We start from the raw sequence: 16,989 nt of genomic DNA, 5'->3' as shown, positions 1-16,989 counted from the left end.
CCTCAACTGAAGTAAGTCTGGCCGAGAATGTCGGACAGCTTCTCCATCTCCTGTTCGAGCTTCTGGTAGGTCTCCTCGTTCATCGCTTCCGGCGTCATCACCGCAAGCCCGGAATGCAGCCGCATCGCCTCGCGGTAGAAGGGTGACATCTGACCGTTGACGAAAGCGTTCGGCAGCTGCTCCACCTCGGTGCGGATCTCGTTCAGCTGGAAAAGGATCGAACGCGGGTTCAAGGGATCGAGCGCCAAGAGGTCGGCGACCGTCAGGCGGGCGGTGTTGACGTTGTAGCGGCGGCGATGGGTCATGACGCTGTCGCCGATCTCGATCAACATGTCGAGCGAGCCGTCCGGCGCGTCGGGGCCGGACATGTGGCCGAGCAGGCGGGTCATGTGCAGGCCGCGTTCCAGGTGACGGCCGATCGACAGGAAGCGCCAGCCGGTGAAGCGGTACATGTTTTCATGCACGAGACCGGCAAAGCCCGCGAGCTTGCGCAGAAGCACGGTCATGGCATGCGCTGCGTCGTCGCCCGGCTGCACCCTGTCGTGGAAGCGGCGGGCGGTTTTCGCCAGGTCGGTGAGCGCCAGCCAGCCGTCCGGCGAAAAACGGTCGCGCAGGTTGCTGGCGGAATAGATGGCGCTGTCGATGTTGCGCAAGAGTGGTGCCGGCACCGCCTTCACCATCTCGATGTCGATGCCCTTCAGGTAACGGGTGATATCGGCAAGCAGCGGCGCGTCGGGATCGGCGGATTCGGCGTAGCGCAGATGCCAGGCACGCAGGATGCGCAGCGCTCCTTCGGCCCGCTCGATATAGCGGCCGAGCCAGAAGAGGTTGTCGGCCGCACGGCTCGGCAGCGAACCCGGCATGTTGCGGGTAAAACTTTCCTCCGGCGGCAGCAGCGTCGGCTTGGCGACCGGCTTGTCGGAGACGATCCAGACGTCGGCGGCCGTGCCGCCGGCCTGCATGGCGATCGCCGCGACATCGTCGCCGGAGCCGATGCGGGCAAAACCGCCCGGCATGATCTGCCAGCCGCTTTCGGTGCGCGCGGCGAAGACGCGCAGCGACATCGGCCGGGGGATGAGCTTGCCGCCGACATAGGCCGGCGTCGTCGAAAGCGTCACGACCTCCTGGCCGACGAGCTTGGCACCCTCGTTCGCCAGCCATTCGCCGACCGTGTCCTTGGCGGACTTGCGCAGCGAGGAGCCGAGCACCGATTGGCCGTTGTCGTCGAAGAACGGCAGGCGCGAATAGGCCGGGCCGATCACCATGCGCTCGATATTCTTGGCGACATGTTCCCGCTCGCTCTTCTGGCCGCACCACCAGGTGGCGATCGACGGCATGACGAGGTCCTCGCCGGTCAGGTGGCGACAGATGGTCGGCATGAAGGCGAGCAGCGCGCGGGTTTCCAGAATGCCCGAGCCGAGCGCGTTGACGAAGGTGACGGCGCCGGAGCGAAGCGCCTGCACCATGCCGGGGGTGCCGATATGGGAATTCTGATTGAGTTCCAGCGGATCGGCATAGGAGGCATCGAGGCGGCGCCAGAGCACGCCGATCGGCTTCAGGCCGGCGACGGTACGCACCATGACGCGGTTGTTGACGACGGTCAGGTCCTCGCCTTCGAGCAGCATGAAGCCGAGATAGCGGGCGATATAGGCGTGTTCGAAATAGGTTTCGTTGGCGGGACCCGGGGAAAGCACCGCGATGCGATCCTCCGGATACTGCTTGTGTCCCTGGAGCGCATCGCGGAAGGCACCGAAGAAGGAGGCGAGGCGATGCACATGGCTTTCGGCATAGATGTCGGAAAAGGCGCGCGTCGTCGCGACGCGGTTTTCCAGCGCGAAACCGGCGCCGGAGGGCGCCTGGGTGCGGTCGGCGAGAACCCACCAGTTGCCGTCGGGGCCGCGGCCGATCTCGAAGGAGCAGAAATGCAGGTAATGGCCGCCGACCGGCCTGACGCCGACCAGAGGACGCAGGAATTCCGAATTGCCGGCGATCAGCGCCGGCGGCAGGATGCCTTCCTGCACCAGGCGGTTTTCGCCGTAGATGTCGGCGATCAGCGTTTCCAGAAGTTCGGCGCGCTGCACCAGGCCGCGGGAGACGGCCTCCCACTCGCTGCCGTCGATCAGGATGGGTACGTGGCTGATCGGCCAGTTGCGCTCGCCGCTGCCCTGGGCGCCGTAGGTGCGGTAGAAAACGCCGGCATCGCGCAGGTAACGGTCGGCGCGGGCGAAACGCTCGTGCAATTCGCCTTCCGTCAGGCGGCTCAGATGGTTGATGAGGTTGCGCCAGACGGGCCGGATCTGACCGTTGACGTCCAGCATCTCGTCGGCGACGCCCGGCAGCGCGGCATAACCGAGGATGGGATCGGAGCCGGCCTTCCCTTCAGCCACGCGTTCTGTTGCCGGTCCCTTGGACATTTCTACTTCTTATACTCCTTGCGGCCGGCGCAGATCGAGCGTCAGCGGAAATTCAGGCGACGGCGTTTCGGCGAAGAGCACGTAACCCCCCGCCGTATGCCCCCAGGGCTCGAACCGGGCGAGCCGGCGCGCCTCCGCCTCGTTTCCGTTGACCGGGAAGGTCTCATAATTGCGACCGCCCGGATGGGCAACATGGTAGATGCAGCCGCCGATCGATCGGCCAGACCACGTATCATAGATGTCGAATGTGAGCGGGGTATTAACCGGCAGGACCGGATGCAGGCCGGATGCCGGCTGCCAGGCCTTGAAGCGGACCCCCGCGACCGAGACGCCGGCCGTGCCGGTTTCCTTCAAGGGAACGGCGCGACCGTTGCAGGAAACCGTGTAACGGGACGGGTTTGAGGTATCGAGCCGCACCTGAAGGCGTTCGACGGACGAATCGACATAACGCACCGTTCCGCCGATGGCGCCCTGCTCGCCCATGACGTGCCAGGGTTCGAGGGCCTGCCGAAGCTCCAGTTTCGAGCCCTCGTATTCCACTTCGCCGAAGAAGGGGAAGCGGAATTCAAGCTGTGCCTCGAACCATTCGGGGCGGAGGTCGAAGCCGTTTTCGCGCAGATCCCGGAGCACGTCGAGGAAGTCGGCCCAGACGTAATGCGGCAGCATGAAACGGTCGGCGAGTGCCGTGCCCCAGCGCACGAACCTGCCCTGCGCCGGGTTCTTCCAGAAACGGGCGATGAGCGCCCGGACGAGAAGCTGCTGGGCAAGCGACATGCGGGCATTCGGCGGCATTTCGAAGCCGCGGAACTCGACGAGGCCGAGGCGACCGGTCGGGCCGTCCGGCGAAAACAGCTTGTCGATGCAGATTTCGGATCGGTGGGTATTGCCGGTGACGTCGATCAGCAGGTTGCGGAAGAGGCGGTCGACCAGCCAGGGGAGCGGCGGCACGCCCTGACCGGGCGCCGGCACCTGGGCGAGGGCGATTTCAAGCTCATAGAGCGAATCGTGGCGTGCCTCGTCGATGCGCGGCGCCTGGCTGGTCGGGCCGATGAACAGGCCGGAGAAGAGATAGGAGAGCGACGGGTGGCGCTGCCAGTGAAGCACGATGCTCTTCAGAAGATCGGGGCGGCGCAGGAAGGGGCTGTCGTTCGGGTTGGCGCCGCCGACCACGACATGGTTGCCGCCGCCGGTGCCGGTGTGGCGGCCGTCGATCATGAACTTGTCGGCACCGAGCCGGCTCTGGCGGGCCTCCTCGTAGATCGCCGTGGTGATCGCGACCGTTTCCCTCCAGCTTGCGGCCGGATGGATGTTGACCTCGATGACGCCCGGATCGGGTGCGACGCGGATGACGTTGATGCGCTCGTCATGCGGCGGCGCGTAACCTTCGATATGGACGGGCAGGCCGAGTTCCGCGGCGGCATTTTCGGCAGCGGCGATCAGTTCGAGATAGTCCTCGATCCTCTCCACCGGCGGCATGAAAACGCAGAGCCTGCCGTCGCGGGGTTCCACGGATATGGCGGTGCGCACGGCGCCGCCGATCTCGCCCAGCACCTGTTCGACCCGGCCGAGATTGGCCGGGTCGTCCGCCTTGAACGAGGATTCGGGCATGGCGCGGCCGGCCGGCACGATTGTATCGGGCAGGGGCTGGCGGGGGATCGAGGGATCGGCTTCATGGATATAGGGAAACTGCGACGGGGGCACGTAAGGCAGCGTGCCGAGGGGCAAGCGATAACCGACGGGGCTGTCACCGGGCACGAGGAAGATCCTGCCGCGGCGGGTGCGCCATTTCTCGCTGACCCAGCGTTTCCGGGGAGCGGTTCCCCTTGCATGGGCGTTCCAGGCCTGGACGGGCAGGACATAACCGCTCGGGCGCGTCAGCCCGCGCTCGAAGACGCGGGCGATGCGGTTGCGCTCCTCCGGATCCTTGAGCTTGGAATTCGACGGATCGACGTTTTCCGGCAGGCTGCCTTCCTTGATGATCCATTCGGCCGGATCCTCATAGGCCGGCGCGACATAATCCGGGGCAAGCCCCAGTTCGCCGGCAATCCCCACCAGCAGCCTTTCCGCATCGTCGTCGCCGATGCCGTAATCGCGGCCTTCCGCGGCCACGAGGTCGGGATTTTTCCAGATCGGCTGCCCGTCCTTGCGCCAGTAAAGCGAGAAGGTCCAGCGCGGCAGGCTTTCGCCTGGATACCACTTGCCCTGGCCGTAATGCAGGAACCCGCCCGGCGCGAAACGCTCGCGCAGCCTGCGGATCAGGATATCGGCCTTCTCACGCTTGGTGGGGCCGACGGCATCGGTGTTCCATTCGCCGGATTCGAAATCGTCGATCGACACGAAAGTCGGTTCTCCGCCCATGGTGAGGCGCACGTCCTGCGCATGCAACATGCGGTCGACCGCTTCGCCGAGCTCATTGAGGGCCTCCCAACTTTCGTCCGAGAAAGGCTTGGTGATGCGCGGATGTTCGGCGACGCGGGTGACCTTCATGTCAAAGGCGAATTCCGTCTTCGCCTCGCCGTAATAACCGCCGGAGATCGGTGCCGCGTTGCGGTAATGCGGTGTGGCGGAAAGCGGGATATGGCTTTCGCCGGTCAGCAGGCCGGAGGTCGGATCGAGGCCGATCCAGCCGGCGCCGGGCAGGTAGACTTCCGCCCAGGCGTGCAGGTCGGTGAAATCGACTTCGGTGCCGGAGGGGCCGTCAAGCGCCTTCAGGTCCGGGGTGAGCTGGATAAGGTAGCCCGAGACGAAGCGGGCGGCGAAACCGAGGTGTCGGAGGATCTGGACGAGCAGCCAGCTCGTGTCGCGGCAGGAGCCCCTGGCGACCGTCAGCGTCTCCTCGGGCGTCTGCACGCCCGGTTCCATGCGGATGACATAACCGATCTCCTTCTGCAAGCGCGCATTGATGCCGACCACCATATCGACTGTCGGCTGGTCGGGCGACTGGTCTATCGTGTTGACGAATGCCTGCACGAGCGGTGTTACGGGCTCCGGCCTGCGGTAGATCGAAAGATCCTCGACCAGCGTCTCGGGGTAATCGAACGGCCACCTGGTCGCCTCTTCCTCCACGAAGAAGTCGAAGGGGTTGTAGACCGTCATGTCGGCGATCAGATCGACCTCGATCTTGAACTCGGTGACCGGCTCGGGGAAAACGTAGCGGGCGAGATAATTGCCGTAGGGGTCCTGCTGCAGGTTCACGAAGTGATTGGCCGGAGTTACCTTTAGGGAATGGCTCAGGACCTTGGTGCGCGAATGGGCGGCGGGCTTGAGGCGGATGATCTGCGGTCCGAGCTGGACAGGTTTGTCGTACTTGTAATGGGTGAGGTGGTAGATACTCGCCTTGATCGACATTTTACCCCTGACTTGCCCTGCTGGGACTGCCCCTTGCGCCGGCCTTGTACTTGGCCGATCGGTGATCGTTGCATGGATTTTGTGCGTTGCACGAGAATAATGCAAGGCGGAATCCAAGCTTGTCCAGCCTCGGCGACACCGGTGAAATACGTAGGCGGAAATCTCAGTCCAGGGTCCGGCGGAAGCGGCGCACGGCGATCAGCATGGCGACGGCCATCAGCGCGGCAAGTGCCGCCGTGTCGTAGGCGAGCGTGCCGATATCGGCACCCTTCAGCATCACCGCCCGGACGATGCGGATATAGTGGGTGAGCGGCAGGGCCTCGCCGATCCATTGTGCCCAGCCGGGCATGCCGGCGAAGGGAAACATGAAGCCGGAGAGCAGGATGTTCGGCAGGAAGAACATCATCGCCATCTGCATGGCCTGAAGCTGGTTGGCGGCGATGGTGGAAAACGTGTAGCCGATCGACAGGTTGGTGACGACGAAAAGCGCGGTGGCGGCCACCAGCGACAGCGGGTCGCCGAGGATCGGCACGCGGAAGACGAAGAAGCCGGCGGAGATGATCAGCAGCGCCTGGACGAGGCCGATCAGGACGTAAGGGGCGATCTTGCCGAGCATGATCTCGAGCGGCTTGATCGGCATCGAGAGGAGGTTCTCCATCGTGCCGCGCTCGACTTCCCGGGTGACGGAGAGAGCCGTGAAGATCAGCAGCGTCATCGTCAGGATCGTGCCGAGCAGGCCGGGGACGATGTTGAGCGTCGAGGAACCGGCGGGATTGTAGCGGCGGTGCTGGACGATCGAGAAGGCGGGCTTCGACGGTTCGGAGAATTCGATCTGCCGGTCGTTGGCGAGTGCCGACGTGACGATGCCGGAGAGGGCGCCGAGGGCGGAGCTCGATGCGACCGGATCGGTGGCGTCGGCGGCGACCAGCAAGGACGGCGTTTCGCCGCGGCGCAGCGCCCTTTCGAAACCTTCGGGGATTTCGACGACGAACAGCGCCCTGCCGGATTTCAGGAGCTCGTCCATGTCCTCGGCGCGGGTGACGACGGTCCTGATCTCGAAAAAATCGGTATTCTTCAGGGCGGCGACGATGGAGCGGCCGACATCGGTGTTTTCGCGCATCAGGATGGCGGTCGGCAGGTCGTGCGGCGTGGTGTTGATCGCGAAGCCGAACAGGAAAAGCTGCATGATCGGCAGGCCGACCATGGTCGCGAGCGTGATGCGGTCGCGGGTCATCTGGATGAATTCCTTGATGGTCATCGCCCAGAAGCGACCGAAGGAGCCGCCGTTTCCGTTGCCGCCTGCCGTGGTGCTGGTCATTGGAAATTGTCCTCCGAGCGGCGCATCAGGTCGATGAAGGCGTCCTCCAGCGTCGGTTCGCCCTTGGCCCAGGCAAACCCGGGCCTGTCGCGGTAGGGTGCGATCGCCCTTTCCAGCGCTTCCGGATCCCGGCCGGCGACGTGCAGGCTGGTGCCGAAGGGGGCGATCATCTCGATGCCCTCGACCTTTTCGAGTTCGGATTGCAGGTGGTGGACGTCCGGGCCGGAGACAGTCCAGGTGACGAGGCCGGTGCCGGCGATCACCTCGTCCACCGTGCCCTGCGCCAGCAGCCTGCCATAGGCGATATAGGCGATCTCGTGGCAACGCTCCGCCTCGTCCATGTAGTGGGTGGAGACCAGCACCGAAAGACCGTCGGCCGCGAGTGCGTGGATCTCGTTCCAGAACTCGCGGCGGGCCTTGGGGTCGACGCCGGCGGTCGGCTCGTCGAGCAGAAGCAGCGCGGGTTCCGGCAGGATGCAGGCGCCGAGCGCGAGGCGTTGCTTCCAGCCGCCGGAGAGTTCGCCGGCGAGCTGTTTTTCGCGGCCTTTCAGGCCGAGCCTTTCGATCGCCGCACCCGCCTTGCCGCGCGCGTCGGGCAGGCCGTAGACGCGGGCGACGAATTCCAGGTTCTCGCGGATGGACAGGTCCTGGTAGAGCGAAAATTTCTGGGTCATATAGCCGACCCGGCGGCGGATGCGGTCGCTTTCGGTCAGGATGTCGAAGCCGAGACAGGTGCCGTTGCCGCTGTCGGGCGTCAGGAGGCCGCAGAGCATGCGGATCGTCGTCGTCTTGCCCGAGCCGTTAGGGCCGAGAAAGCCGTGGATGCGGCCCTTCCTGACCGACATGGAGACGTCGTCGACCACTTTGCGGCCGCCAAAACTCTTCGTCAGGTGACGGACGTCGATCACCGTTTCGGGAGCGTCGACCCGATAGTGTTCCGGAGCCATGGCGGCGGCGGCGGTCGTATCGCCCGTTGCGGCACTCATGGCCGGGCTCCGGCGGTGACGTCGACCGGCTGGCCCGGGCGGAGCGCCTCGGAGGCGGCGGGAATCGCCTCGACGCGGTAGACGAGTTTGGCCCGCTCATCGAGGCTGTAGATTTCCGGCGGGGTGAATTCGGCATTCCTGGCGATGAAGCTGATCTTGGCATCCACCGGCTTGCAGGCATCGCAGGCGACGCGGATCTGCTGGCCGAGCGAAAGCCTCGCGATTTCGGTTTCCGGCACGAAAAAACGGACGCGGATGTTTTCCGGCGGCAAGAGGGCGACGATCGGCCGGCCGGCCGGCACGACTTCACCCACACGGTAATAGACGGTCTCGACACTGCCTTCGGCCGGAGCCCGGACGGACCGGCGGGCGAGAGCGGCCTCGGCCGAGGCGAGGTCGGCCTTGGCGGCGGCGACTGCTTCCCTTGCCTGGCGAAGCTGCTGTTCCCGCACAGGCAGGTTGGCGAGGACGATCTGGCTGCGGACATTGTCGAGCGCCGCGCGATTGGCGGCTTCGGTGGCGGTCGCCGTATCGAGATTGGCCCTGGTCGCGGTGCCGCGCTCGACGAGGACGCGGGTGCGGTCGAGGTCTTGTTCGGCAAGTTCGAGCCGGGCGGCGGCCTCACGCTCCGAGGCGCGCAGCACATCCACTTCCTCCGGCCGTTTCTGGGCAGCCTCGGCAAGGTCGAGTTCGGCCTGGGAGCGGGCGAGCGAGGCGCGGGCGGCGGCAATGGCGGCATCTTCGCTGGACGAATCCAGTCTGAAGAGGGGCGCACCGGAGGCAATCGACCGACCTTCCGCAACGTCCAGCCCGGTCAGGCGGCCGGTGCCTTCGGCGCCGATGAACAGCATGTCGGCTTCGATCCAGCCCTGATAGGGGCGCCGGTTTTCTTCGGCGAGCAGAAAGGGCAGGACGGCGAGCGTTGCCCCTGCCAGGATGACGATGACGAGGATACGTTTCATGGCGTGGCTCCTTCCGGCGCGGCGCGGGCCGGCACGAAGAGCGTATCGAGGAAGGTGTCGAAAAGTTTCTGGGTGTCGAGGTGCTCGTATGCCTCGAAAAGCGTCGTCCAGATGATGGCGAGCAATGCCGGCGACATGACGATCTGTGGCATGTCGGCGAGCAAAGGATTGCGCAGGTCGCCGCGTTCGGCGGCGCGTTTCAACAGAATTCGCAGCACCGTGAGCCCCTTGGTGATGATTTCGCGGTGGTAGAATTCCGTGACGGCGGGGAAGAGCGGACCTTCGGCCAGGATCAGCCGCAGCAGATGGCGACGTTCGGTCTCCAGCACTTCCCGCCTGAAGAGCGTATAGAACATCGAAACGGCAAACCGCGGCGGGATTGCCTCGTTGTGCACGAGGCTGTCGATCTCTCCGAGGATCGGGGAGGCGATGCCGGAGACGAGTTCGGTGAAGAGCCGCTCCTTGTCGGGAAAGTGCAGGTAGACGGTGCCCTTGGCAATGCCGGCGCGGGCGGCGACATCCTCCATGCGGGTGGCGGCGAACCCGCGTTCGGCAAAACAGGCGAAGGCGGCGGCCAGGATTTCAGCCCGGCGCTGCTGCGGATCGCGTTTCTCTCGTTTTCTCTCGGCCACTGTGCGGTCTCTATTTATGACTGACTGGTCGGTCATTATAACATTTCCGGAATTCTGGCAAGCCGCTTTCGCCGATATGGGGAGGTCGAGAGCCGTCATGCCGATGACGCCGGTTCGACTTACGGCATGCCCACCCTCAGCCAAGGTCCCATCAGGCAGGCCATGAGCATCGAAATGCCATGAGCATCGAAAGCGCCTATCCGGTATTCGAACTGCCCTCGTGCGGATGTCCGCTATCGATGGTGCGAGACCTTCGGTATCCGATCAAACTCGCCCATGCCGTTCCGATCGATTTATCCTGATTGCGGGGGAGCGGCTTTATCAAACAATGACTATGTTAGGCGTATCCTGCATCGGCAGACAGTGGTTTTCGGAAAGAGCGACAGAGAATGGCGAACATTGACGCGGCGCTTCAACCTTACGAGCTTCCGTTGGGCGGCCAGTTGCGCATGATGGTAGGAGCCTTCTGGAACGCCCCGGTGCGCAACCGCGTGCTGGTGCTGACGGTGGCGTTGCTCGCCGTCATCTTCGGGACGACCTACGCGACCTACAAGCTCAACGAGTGGAACGGGCCGTTCTACGATGCGCTGGAGCGGCGCGACATGCCGGAATTCCTGAACCAGCTCATTGTTTTCGGGGTGATCGCCTTCTCGTTGACGCTGCTCAACGTCGTTCAGCAATGGCTGAACCAGATCACCGCGATGCGGATGCGCGAGGGACTGGCGCGCGATCTCGCCGATGTCTGGCTCGTGCCGGGACGCGCGCTGAAACTGGTCGGCGCGGGCGCGATCGCCAACAATCCGGACCAGCGGCTGCACGAGGATACCCGCATCCTGGCGGAAAATACCACCAGCCTGGCGATCGGGCTCGTCAATTCCACCATCCTGCTTGCAAGCTTCATCGGCGTGCTCTGGGCGATCTCCTCGGATTTCGCCTTCCATTTCGGCGGACGGACGATCACAATTCCAGGCTACATGGTCTGGGCGACCATTCTCTATGCGCTGCTCGGGTCGGTTCTGAGCAATGTCGTCGGCAACCTGCTGCCGCGACTGAACGCCGACCGCTATGCGAGGGAAGCGGACCTGCGCGCAGCGCTGGTGCGCGCCAACGAAAACCTGAAGCCGATCACGCTGGCGCGCGGCGAGGCAAGCGAACTCACCCGCGTGCATGTCGCGATCGGCGGCGTGCTCGAAATGCTGCGCAAGCTTGCCTGGGCGCTCTCCAACCTCACCTGGGTCTCGGCCGGCTTTGGCTGGCTGGCGCTGGTCGCGCCGATCATCATTGCCTCGCCGATGTATTTTTCCGGCGAGCTTTCCTTCGGCGGGCTGATGATGGCGGTCGGCGCCTTCAACCAGGTCAACCAGGCGCTGCGCTGGTATGTCGTGAATTTCAGCGTCATCGCCGACTGGCGGGCGACGCTGACGCGCGTCTCCTCCTTCCGCAATGCGCTGCTTGCCATGGACACGCCCGCGAAGGAGGGCGAGGTGATCGCCTATCGCGAGACGAAGCCGGGAGAGGGAATCAGCCTCTGCGGCGTCCGCGTCTTCGGCGAGCCGGACAAGGGCGAGGCGGGGCACGGCATCCGCATGCGGGAAGGCGAGTGCTTCATCAAGCCCGGCGAGCGGGTGATGATCAACGGCGATCCGGGTGCCGACCGGCATCTGTTCTTCCAGGCCGTCGCGCGCATCTGGCCCTGGGGGCGGGGCGAGATGGGATTGCCGCCCGCGAGCAGCATGATCCTGATGCCGCAGGACAATTACCTGCCGACGGCTTCGCTGAAGGAGGTCATGACCTATCCGGCCGGCCTGCCCGATATAGACGACAAGGCATTGACGGAAGCCCTGGGCAAGGTGGGGCTCAGCCGCCTCGAACACCGGCTGGACGAGGTGGAGCGATGGGACCGGCTGCTCGACAAGGACGAGGAGGCGGCGCTTTCGATCGCCAACGCGATCCTGCGCAAGCCCGACTGGCTGGTCATGGACGACGTGCTCGAAGGCCTGGAGCCCGAAACCCGCGAACGGATACTCGACGCTCTCGACCATCTCGCAGGGACGGCCTTGATCTATATCGGCCGCTCGGAGGATTATCTGCACAAGTTCTCCCCGAAGCTCTTCCACCTTGCGCCGTTGCAGCCGCATGACGGGCCCCATCCGGATGAGGCCAAGGCAGAAGAACCGGAAAAGGACGAGGCTTGAGCATGGGCAGGCATATGGCAAAGACCGGGCAGTGCGCCGTCTGCAGACGCACCTTCCCGATGTCGAAGCTGCACAAGGTCGGCCTGCTCCGGCCGCGGCTCTCCGAGATGATCTGCGAAGACGTGAAGGACTGCGCGGCGGACAGCCTGATCTGCGACGAGGATCTGGCCCGCCATCGCCGCCGCTATGTTGAGAAGCTGCTGGAGGAGGAGCGCGGCGAGCTTTCCGAACTCGACCGGAAAGTGCTCGACAGTTTCGAGAAGGGCGCCTCGACGGTACAGACGAGCGCGGCCAACATGCTCGACCGCAATCCCACCTTCGGCGAGCGGGTGGCGGACCACGTCGCGTCCTTCGGCGGCTCCTGGACCTTCATCCTCGCCTTCCTTGCCGTGCTGATCGCGTGGATGGCGGTCAATATTTCCGGGCTGCTGGCGGAGGCTTTCGACCCCTACCCCTTTATCCTGCTCAACCTGGTGCTCTCCTGCCTCGCGGCCCTGCAGGCGCCGGTCATCATGATGAGCCAGCGCCGGCAGGAGGAGAAGGACAGGCGCCGTTCGGAGAACGACTACATGATCAACCTGCGCGCCGAACTGGAAATCCGCCAGCTGCACGAAAAGATCGACCACCAGATGGCCAAGCAGTGGGAGCGCCTGGCCGAGATGCAGCAGATCCAGATCGAGCTGCTGGAGCGGCGTGACCAATCGCTCGGCAACTGATCGGCTTCGCCTGCCCGATCTCATGTCCCTGCGCTTGGAACAGGAAGCGAAGGCGGCCCGTTCCGGTCGCCATGCCGTCCTTGTTCGGCCGGTCGGCAGGACTCCCGACGCCCGCGCGTTCCACGAATCGGCTTCCCGTGAAGGAGAGAACCTCCGAGGGTTGAGGGCTCCGATGTCGTCAGCCGATGAATGCGTGGATGATGCGGGCAACCTCTTCCGGCATCTCGAGCTGCAGCATGTGGCCGCTCGGCACTTCCATGGACTGCCAGGACGGATCGGTGCTCACCCTGGCGTAGATGCCGGAAAAGATCTTCGACTGATCGACATTGGCCGAGACGTAGAGCCTTCTGGTGATCTTCCGATGAGCGCCGGTGAGCCTGATCTTCTGGATCATCGTGGCGATCGGGTGCGGCGAGCGGCCGGTCATGTAGTGGCGCAGATGGTCCGGCACGCGGGTGGCGTGGCGGGCCGGCGGCGGCACTCCGACGCCGCCGAGTTCACCCGCCATGGCGATGTTGGCAAGCGCCACGTCCGGGCCGAGCAGGTCGAGCGCCGATTGGCCGTCTTCCGGCAGGAAGGCGTCGAGATAGGTCAGCGTGCGAATGCGGTCCGCATAACGGTCGGCAACGCCGGTGATCACCATGCCGCCATAGGAATGGCCGACGAGGTCGAATTCTTCCAGGCCTTCCGCCTCGATGAGGCCTGAGACGTCGCCGATATGGGTATCGAGATTGATCGAACCGGAAAAGAGATGGGTGCGTTCGCCAAGCCCGGTGAGGCTTGGCACGAAGACCTGATGGCCCATGTTTCGCAGAAGATCCGCGACCGGCGTCCAGCTTGCGCTCGAACCCCAGGCGCCCTGCACCAGAACGATCTTTCGGCTTGTCATTCGATCCCTCCCATCTGAACGATGCCGGTTGTTTCCCATCCGGCAGGCCTGTGGTCAATGCGACAGGCGAGGGGACAAGCTTTGGGAAATCCGGTTATTTCCAGGTGAGGCGGAAGACGCGGAGCCAGTTGTCGAAGGCGAATTTTCTGATCGTCTCTCCATCGAAGCCGGCTTTGCGCATCGCTTCGAAAAGATGGGGCAGGCCGCTGGCGTCCCTGATCTCGCGAGGCACGACGGTGCCGTCGAAATCCGACCCGAGCGCCACCCGATCGGGGCCGACGCGGTCGATAAGATATCCGATGTGGGAGACGACGGTGTCGAGCGGGGTGTTTTCGTCCAGATGCGCGTCGGCGCGGATGTCGTAGACGGCGAGGTTGAAGCCGATCACCCCGTCCGTATCGCGAATGGCGTCGAGCTGCCGGTCGGTGAGGTTGCGGGTCGAGGGGCAGATCGCGTGGGCGCAGGCATGCGTGGCGACGAGCGGAGCCTTGCTCAAGGTTGCAACGTCCCAGAAACCTTGTTCGTTCAGATGCGCAAGGTCGATCATGATGCCAAGCGTGTTGCAGGCCCTGACCAGTTCCTTGCCCGCGTCGGTGAGGCCGGGGCCGGTATCGGGCGAGCGCGGATAGGCGAAGGGCACGCCATAGCCGAAAATGTTCGGACGGCTCCAGACCGGGCCGAGAGAGCGCAGACCGGCCGCGTGCAGGGTATGAAGATAGTCCAGGTCGGGGCCGATTGCCTCGGCGCCCTCCATGTGGAGCACGACAGAGAAGGCGCCGCCCGTCCTTGCGGCTTCGATTTCATCGACGCTTTCGGCGAGCCGCATCCGGCCATTCGAACGCTCGACCAGCCTGTTGAGGGCTGCAAGCTGGTTATCGACGAGCCGGCGGGAATAATCTTCGTCCAGCGCGTCCGCATAGCGCATTTCATATCCATCGCTGGTGATGGTCAGATTGTTTTCCGGCTTTTTCTCCGGATAGGCATGCAGGGCAAACAATCCTCCCACGAGATGCCCTTCGAGCGCGCGGGGAAGATCGAGATGGCCGACTTCCGAGCGGGCGAGAAAATCCCTGCCGCCGGGTTTGTAATCTTCCATGTACTGTACTGAATCATTGTGCCCGTCGAAGACTTCGATGACGTCCATGAATTTTCCGGTCCTCGGTTCGATTGTCGGTGACGGTTCTTCTCACAACGGTGTCAAGGGCTTGTGACGGCAATGCTTTCGGTGGCAACTACCGCCACATGCCGCGCATCCTGGCCGTGATGTCCATGCGGACCTGATGGCGGGCCTGGCGTTCGGCGGGAGACATCACGGGCACGACCGGCCAGGCGGCGGTTTCGAAGAATTGCAGGAGCGTCGCGGGGATGAAGCGGGTGCGGGCGGCGTAGACGTGTTTGTCGCCTTGCGAGGCCTGGCCGTGCACGAAAAAGCGCTGCGGGGTGATGAGGTGCAGGTGGTCTTTGGCGCGAGTCATTGCGACATAAAGAAGCCGGCGTTCCTCCTCGATCTCGGCGGTCGAGCCGACGCCGAGGTCGGACGGGATGCAGCCATCGACGCAATTGAGCAGGAAGACCGACCGCCATTCCTGGCCCTTGGCCGAATGGATGGTCGAGAGGATCAGGTAGTCGTCGTCCAAGAGCGGCGTGCCGGATTCTGCACTCGTCGCATCTGGGGGATCGAGGGTCAGTTCGGTGAGGAAACGTTCGCGCGAGGCGTAACCCGAGGCGATCTGTTCGAGCTGCAAAAGGTCGGCCTTGCGGGTCTCGGCATCCTCGTGGATGCGGGACAGATGCGGCTCGTACCATTGGCGCGCGAGGCCGATCTCGGAGGGCCAGCCTTCGCCCTTGTCGTTTTCCCCTTTGCGGATGGTGGCGAGCATGTCCACGAAAGCCGGCCAGTCGGCGCCGGAGCGCGGCGGCGACGGGATTTCCTGAAGGGCTGCGAGTGGCTCCGGATCGGCGGCGATGGCGTCGAGGATTTTTCCGGCCGTCTGCGGGCCGATACCGGGGATGAGCTGCATCAGCCGGAAGCCGGCGACGCGGTCGCGCGGGTTCTGGGCGAAACGCAGCGCGGCCAGCATGTCCTTCACATGGGCGCTGTCCAAAAATTTCAGGCCGCCGAATTTCACGAAAGGGATGTTGCGGCGCGTGAGCTCGACTTCCAGCGGGCCGGAATGATGCGAGGCGCGGAAGAGCACGGCCTGGCTCTTCAGCGTCATGCCGGTTTCGCGATTCTCGAGGATCTTTTCGACGATGTAGTTCGCCTGTTCGCTCTCGTCCTTGACGGCGACGAGACGGGGGCGCTCCTCCGACTGGCGTTCGGTCCAGAGGTTCTTGGTAAAACGTTCGCGAGCGAGATCGATGACGGCGTTGGCGGCGGCGAGGATCGTGTTGGTCGAGCGGTAGTTGCGGTCGAGCGTGACGATGTTGGCCGGGGGATCGAACGTCGCCGGGAAATCGAGAATGTTGCGGATCGTCGCGGCGCGGAAGGAATAAATCGACTGAGCGTCGTCGCCGACGACGGTGAGGCCTTTTCCGCCCGGCTTCATCGCCATCAGGATCGAGGATTGCAGACGGTTGGTGTCCTGGTATTCGTCGACGAGGACGTGGTCGAAGCGGCCACCAACATCCTCGGCGATCGCCGGCTCGCTCATCATCTGCGCCCAGTAGAGCAGGAGATCGTCATAGTCGAGGACGTTCTGGGCCTGCTTGGCTTCGACATAGGAGGCGAAAAGGTCGCGGAGCTCTTTTTCCCAATTGGCGCACCAGGGGAAATGCTGCTTCAGCACCTCGTCGAGCGGCGTTTCAGAATTCACCGCGCGGGAATAGATGGCCAGGCAGGTACCCTTGGTCGGGAAACGGCTTTCGGTCCTGGAGAAGCCGAGTTCGTGACGGACGAGGTTCATCAGATCGGCGGAATCTTCCCGGTCGTGGATGGTGAAGGCCGGGTCGAGGCCGATCTGCTCCGCATGAAGGCGCAGGATGCGCGCGCCGATGCCGTGGAAGGTGCCGGCCCACGCGAGCGCGTCGGTCATGATACCGGCATTCTGGCCGAGAACCTGGGCGCAGATGCGCTCGACGCGCCTGCCCATTTCGGATGCCGCGCGGCGGGAAAAGGTCATCAGCAGGATGCGGCGGGGATCGGCGCCGGAGACGATGAGATGCGCGACGCGATGGGCGAGCGTGTTGGTCTTGCCGGAACCGGCGCCGGCGATGACGAGCAGCGGACCGGCCGGGCCGCCGTTCGGCACGTCCGAGCCATGCTCAACCGCGCGGCGCTGCGCGTCGTTCAGTTTTTCCAGATAGGCGACTGCTGCCATTCTCGTCCCGATAGGCCCGATGGGGCGCTGTTCCCGATGTGTTCGGATGAGGTGTAGCTGATTCGTTCGGGAACAGGGACAGGCGGATGAAACGGTGCGGGGAGAGCTTCTCGGTAACAAATCCGGAGCCTGGTTGGAGCCCAGATGGGGACGAGGCCTGTTGCCAAGTTACAATCGAGTTATTGTGAGCCGGCCGGCGCCAAAACGTC

At 64.3% G+C, this 16,989-nt stretch carries 11 protein-coding genes; 2 read left to right on the top strand and 9 right to left on the bottom strand.

The annotated features are described in order from the left end of the window. Positions 1–2 precede the first annotated feature (2 nt). The 6 genes from DMO26_RS09995 to DMO26_RS09970 all read right to left on the bottom strand — a co-directional run bounded on the left by DMO26_RS09995 (position 3) and on the right by DMO26_RS09970 (position 9,660). Positions 3–2,414: a circularly permuted type 2 ATP-grasp protein gene (locus DMO26_RS09995; RefSeq protein ID WP_117191892.1), complete on the bottom strand. Its 2,412-nt coding sequence runs from the start codon at positions 2,412–2,414 to the stop codon at positions 3–5. A gap of 9 nt (positions 2,415–2,423) precedes the next feature. After that, positions 2,424–5,762 (bottom strand): transglutaminase family protein, encoded by a 3,339-nt coding sequence (locus DMO26_RS09990; protein ID WP_117191891.1) that lies wholly within the window; start codon positions 5,760–5,762, stop codon positions 2,424–2,426. Positions 5,763–5,925: 163 nt separating this feature from the next. After that, positions 5,926–7,080 (bottom strand): ABC transporter permease, encoded by a 1,155-nt coding sequence (locus DMO26_RS09985; protein ID WP_117191890.1) that lies wholly within the window; start codon positions 7,078–7,080, stop codon positions 5,926–5,928. Then, positions 7,077–8,027, bottom strand: a complete 951-nt coding sequence (locus DMO26_RS09980; RefSeq protein ID WP_117191953.1) for an ABC transporter ATP-binding protein — start codon at positions 8,025–8,027, stop codon at positions 7,077–7,079. The genes DMO26_RS09985 and DMO26_RS09980 overlap by 4 nt, the downstream gene beginning before the upstream one ends. A 35-nt stretch (positions 8,028–8,062) precedes the next feature. Continuing rightward, a complete protein-coding gene (locus tag DMO26_RS09975) occupies positions 8,063–9,028 on the bottom strand; it encodes an HlyD family secretion protein (RefSeq protein WP_117191889.1) in 966 nt (321 codons plus the stop codon). Then, positions 9,025–9,660 (bottom strand): TetR/AcrR family transcriptional regulator, encoded by a 636-nt coding sequence (locus DMO26_RS09970; protein ID WP_117191952.1) that lies wholly within the window; start codon positions 9,658–9,660, stop codon positions 9,025–9,027. The genes DMO26_RS09975 and DMO26_RS09970 overlap by 4 nt, the downstream gene beginning before the upstream one ends. A 389-nt stretch (positions 9,661–10,049) precedes the next feature. Here DMO26_RS09970 and DMO26_RS09965 point away from each other — a divergent pair, with 389 nt between their 5' ends. Both DMO26_RS09965 and DMO26_RS09960 read left to right on the top strand, forming a co-directional pair. Next, positions 10,050–11,855 (top strand): ABC transporter ATP-binding protein/permease, encoded by a 1,806-nt coding sequence (locus DMO26_RS09965; RefSeq protein WP_117191888.1) that lies wholly within the window; start codon positions 10,050–10,052, stop codon positions 11,853–11,855. Positions 11,856–11,857: 2 nt separating this feature from the next. Beyond that, on the top strand, positions 11,858–12,571 hold the full coding sequence (locus tag DMO26_RS09960; protein WP_117191887.1) for a DUF1003 domain-containing protein: 714 nt from the start codon (positions 11,858–11,860) through the stop codon (positions 12,569–12,571). A 178-nt stretch (positions 12,572–12,749) separates the two neighbouring features. Here the strand turns inward: DMO26_RS09960 and DMO26_RS09955 are convergent, their stop codons facing one another. The 3 genes from DMO26_RS09955 to DMO26_RS09945 all read right to left on the bottom strand — a co-directional run bounded on the left by DMO26_RS09955 (position 12,750) and on the right by DMO26_RS09945 (position 16,780). Further along, positions 12,750–13,460: an alpha/beta fold hydrolase gene (locus DMO26_RS09955; protein WP_162894790.1), complete on the bottom strand. Its 711-nt coding sequence runs from the start codon at positions 13,458–13,460 to the stop codon at positions 12,750–12,752. A gap of 94 nt (positions 13,461–13,554) precedes the next feature. Next, complete coding sequence (locus DMO26_RS09950; protein ID WP_117191885.1) at positions 13,555–14,604, bottom strand: dipeptidase; 1,050 nt, start codon at positions 14,602–14,604, stop codon at positions 13,555–13,557. Between the two features lie 88 nt (positions 14,605–14,692). After that, on the bottom strand, positions 14,693–16,780 hold the full coding sequence (locus tag DMO26_RS09945) for an ATP-dependent helicase (protein ID WP_117191884.1): 2,088 nt from the start codon (positions 16,778–16,780) through the stop codon (positions 14,693–14,695). Positions 16,781–16,989 lie beyond the last annotated feature (209 nt).

The organism is Rhizobium terrae (genome assembly GCF_003425685.1).
GTDB lineage: Bacteria > Pseudomonadota > Alphaproteobacteria > Rhizobiales > Rhizobiaceae > Neorhizobium > Neorhizobium terrae.
Note: the sequence above shows the minus strand (reverse complement) of the source record. Positions and strands in the feature narration are given on the sequence as shown.

What these genes read in the sequence shown, in the direction of transcription:
- DMO26_RS09995 (WP_117191892.1), bottom strand. Translation starts at nt 2,414, where the DNA reads ATGTCCAAGGGACCGGCAACAGAACGCGTGGCTGAAGGGAAGGCCGGC.
- DMO26_RS09990 (WP_117191891.1), bottom strand. Translation starts at nt 5,762, where the DNA reads ATGTCGATCAAGGCGAGTATCTACCACCTCACCCATTACAAGTACGAC.
- DMO26_RS09985 (WP_117191890.1), bottom strand. Translation starts at nt 7,080, where the DNA reads ATGACCAGCACCACGGCAGGCGGCAACGGAAACGGCGGCTCCTTCGGT.
- DMO26_RS09980 (WP_117191953.1), bottom strand. Translation starts at nt 8,027, where the DNA reads ATGGCTCCGGAACACTATCGGGTCGACGCTCCCGAAACGGTGATCGAC.
- DMO26_RS09975 (WP_117191889.1), bottom strand. Translation starts at nt 9,028, where the DNA reads ATGAAACGTATCCTCGTCATCGTCATCCTGGCAGGGGCAACGCTCGCC.
- DMO26_RS09965 (WP_117191888.1), top strand. Translation starts at nt 10,050, where the DNA reads ATGGCGAACATTGACGCGGCGCTTCAACCTTACGAGCTTCCGTTGGGC.
- DMO26_RS09960 (WP_117191887.1), top strand. Translation starts at nt 11,858, where the DNA reads ATGGGCAGGCATATGGCAAAGACCGGGCAGTGCGCCGTCTGCAGACGC.
- DMO26_RS09955 (WP_162894790.1), bottom strand. Translation starts at nt 13,460, where the DNA reads ATGACAAGCCGAAAGATCGTTCTGGTGCAGGGCGCCTGGGGTTCGAGC.
- DMO26_RS09950 (WP_117191885.1), bottom strand. Translation starts at nt 14,604, where the DNA reads ATGGACGTCATCGAAGTCTTCGACGGGCACAATGATTCAGTACAGTAC.
- DMO26_RS09945 (WP_117191884.1), bottom strand. Translation starts at nt 16,780, where the DNA reads ATGGCAGCAGTCGCCTATCTGGAAAAACTGAACGACGCGCAGCGCCGC.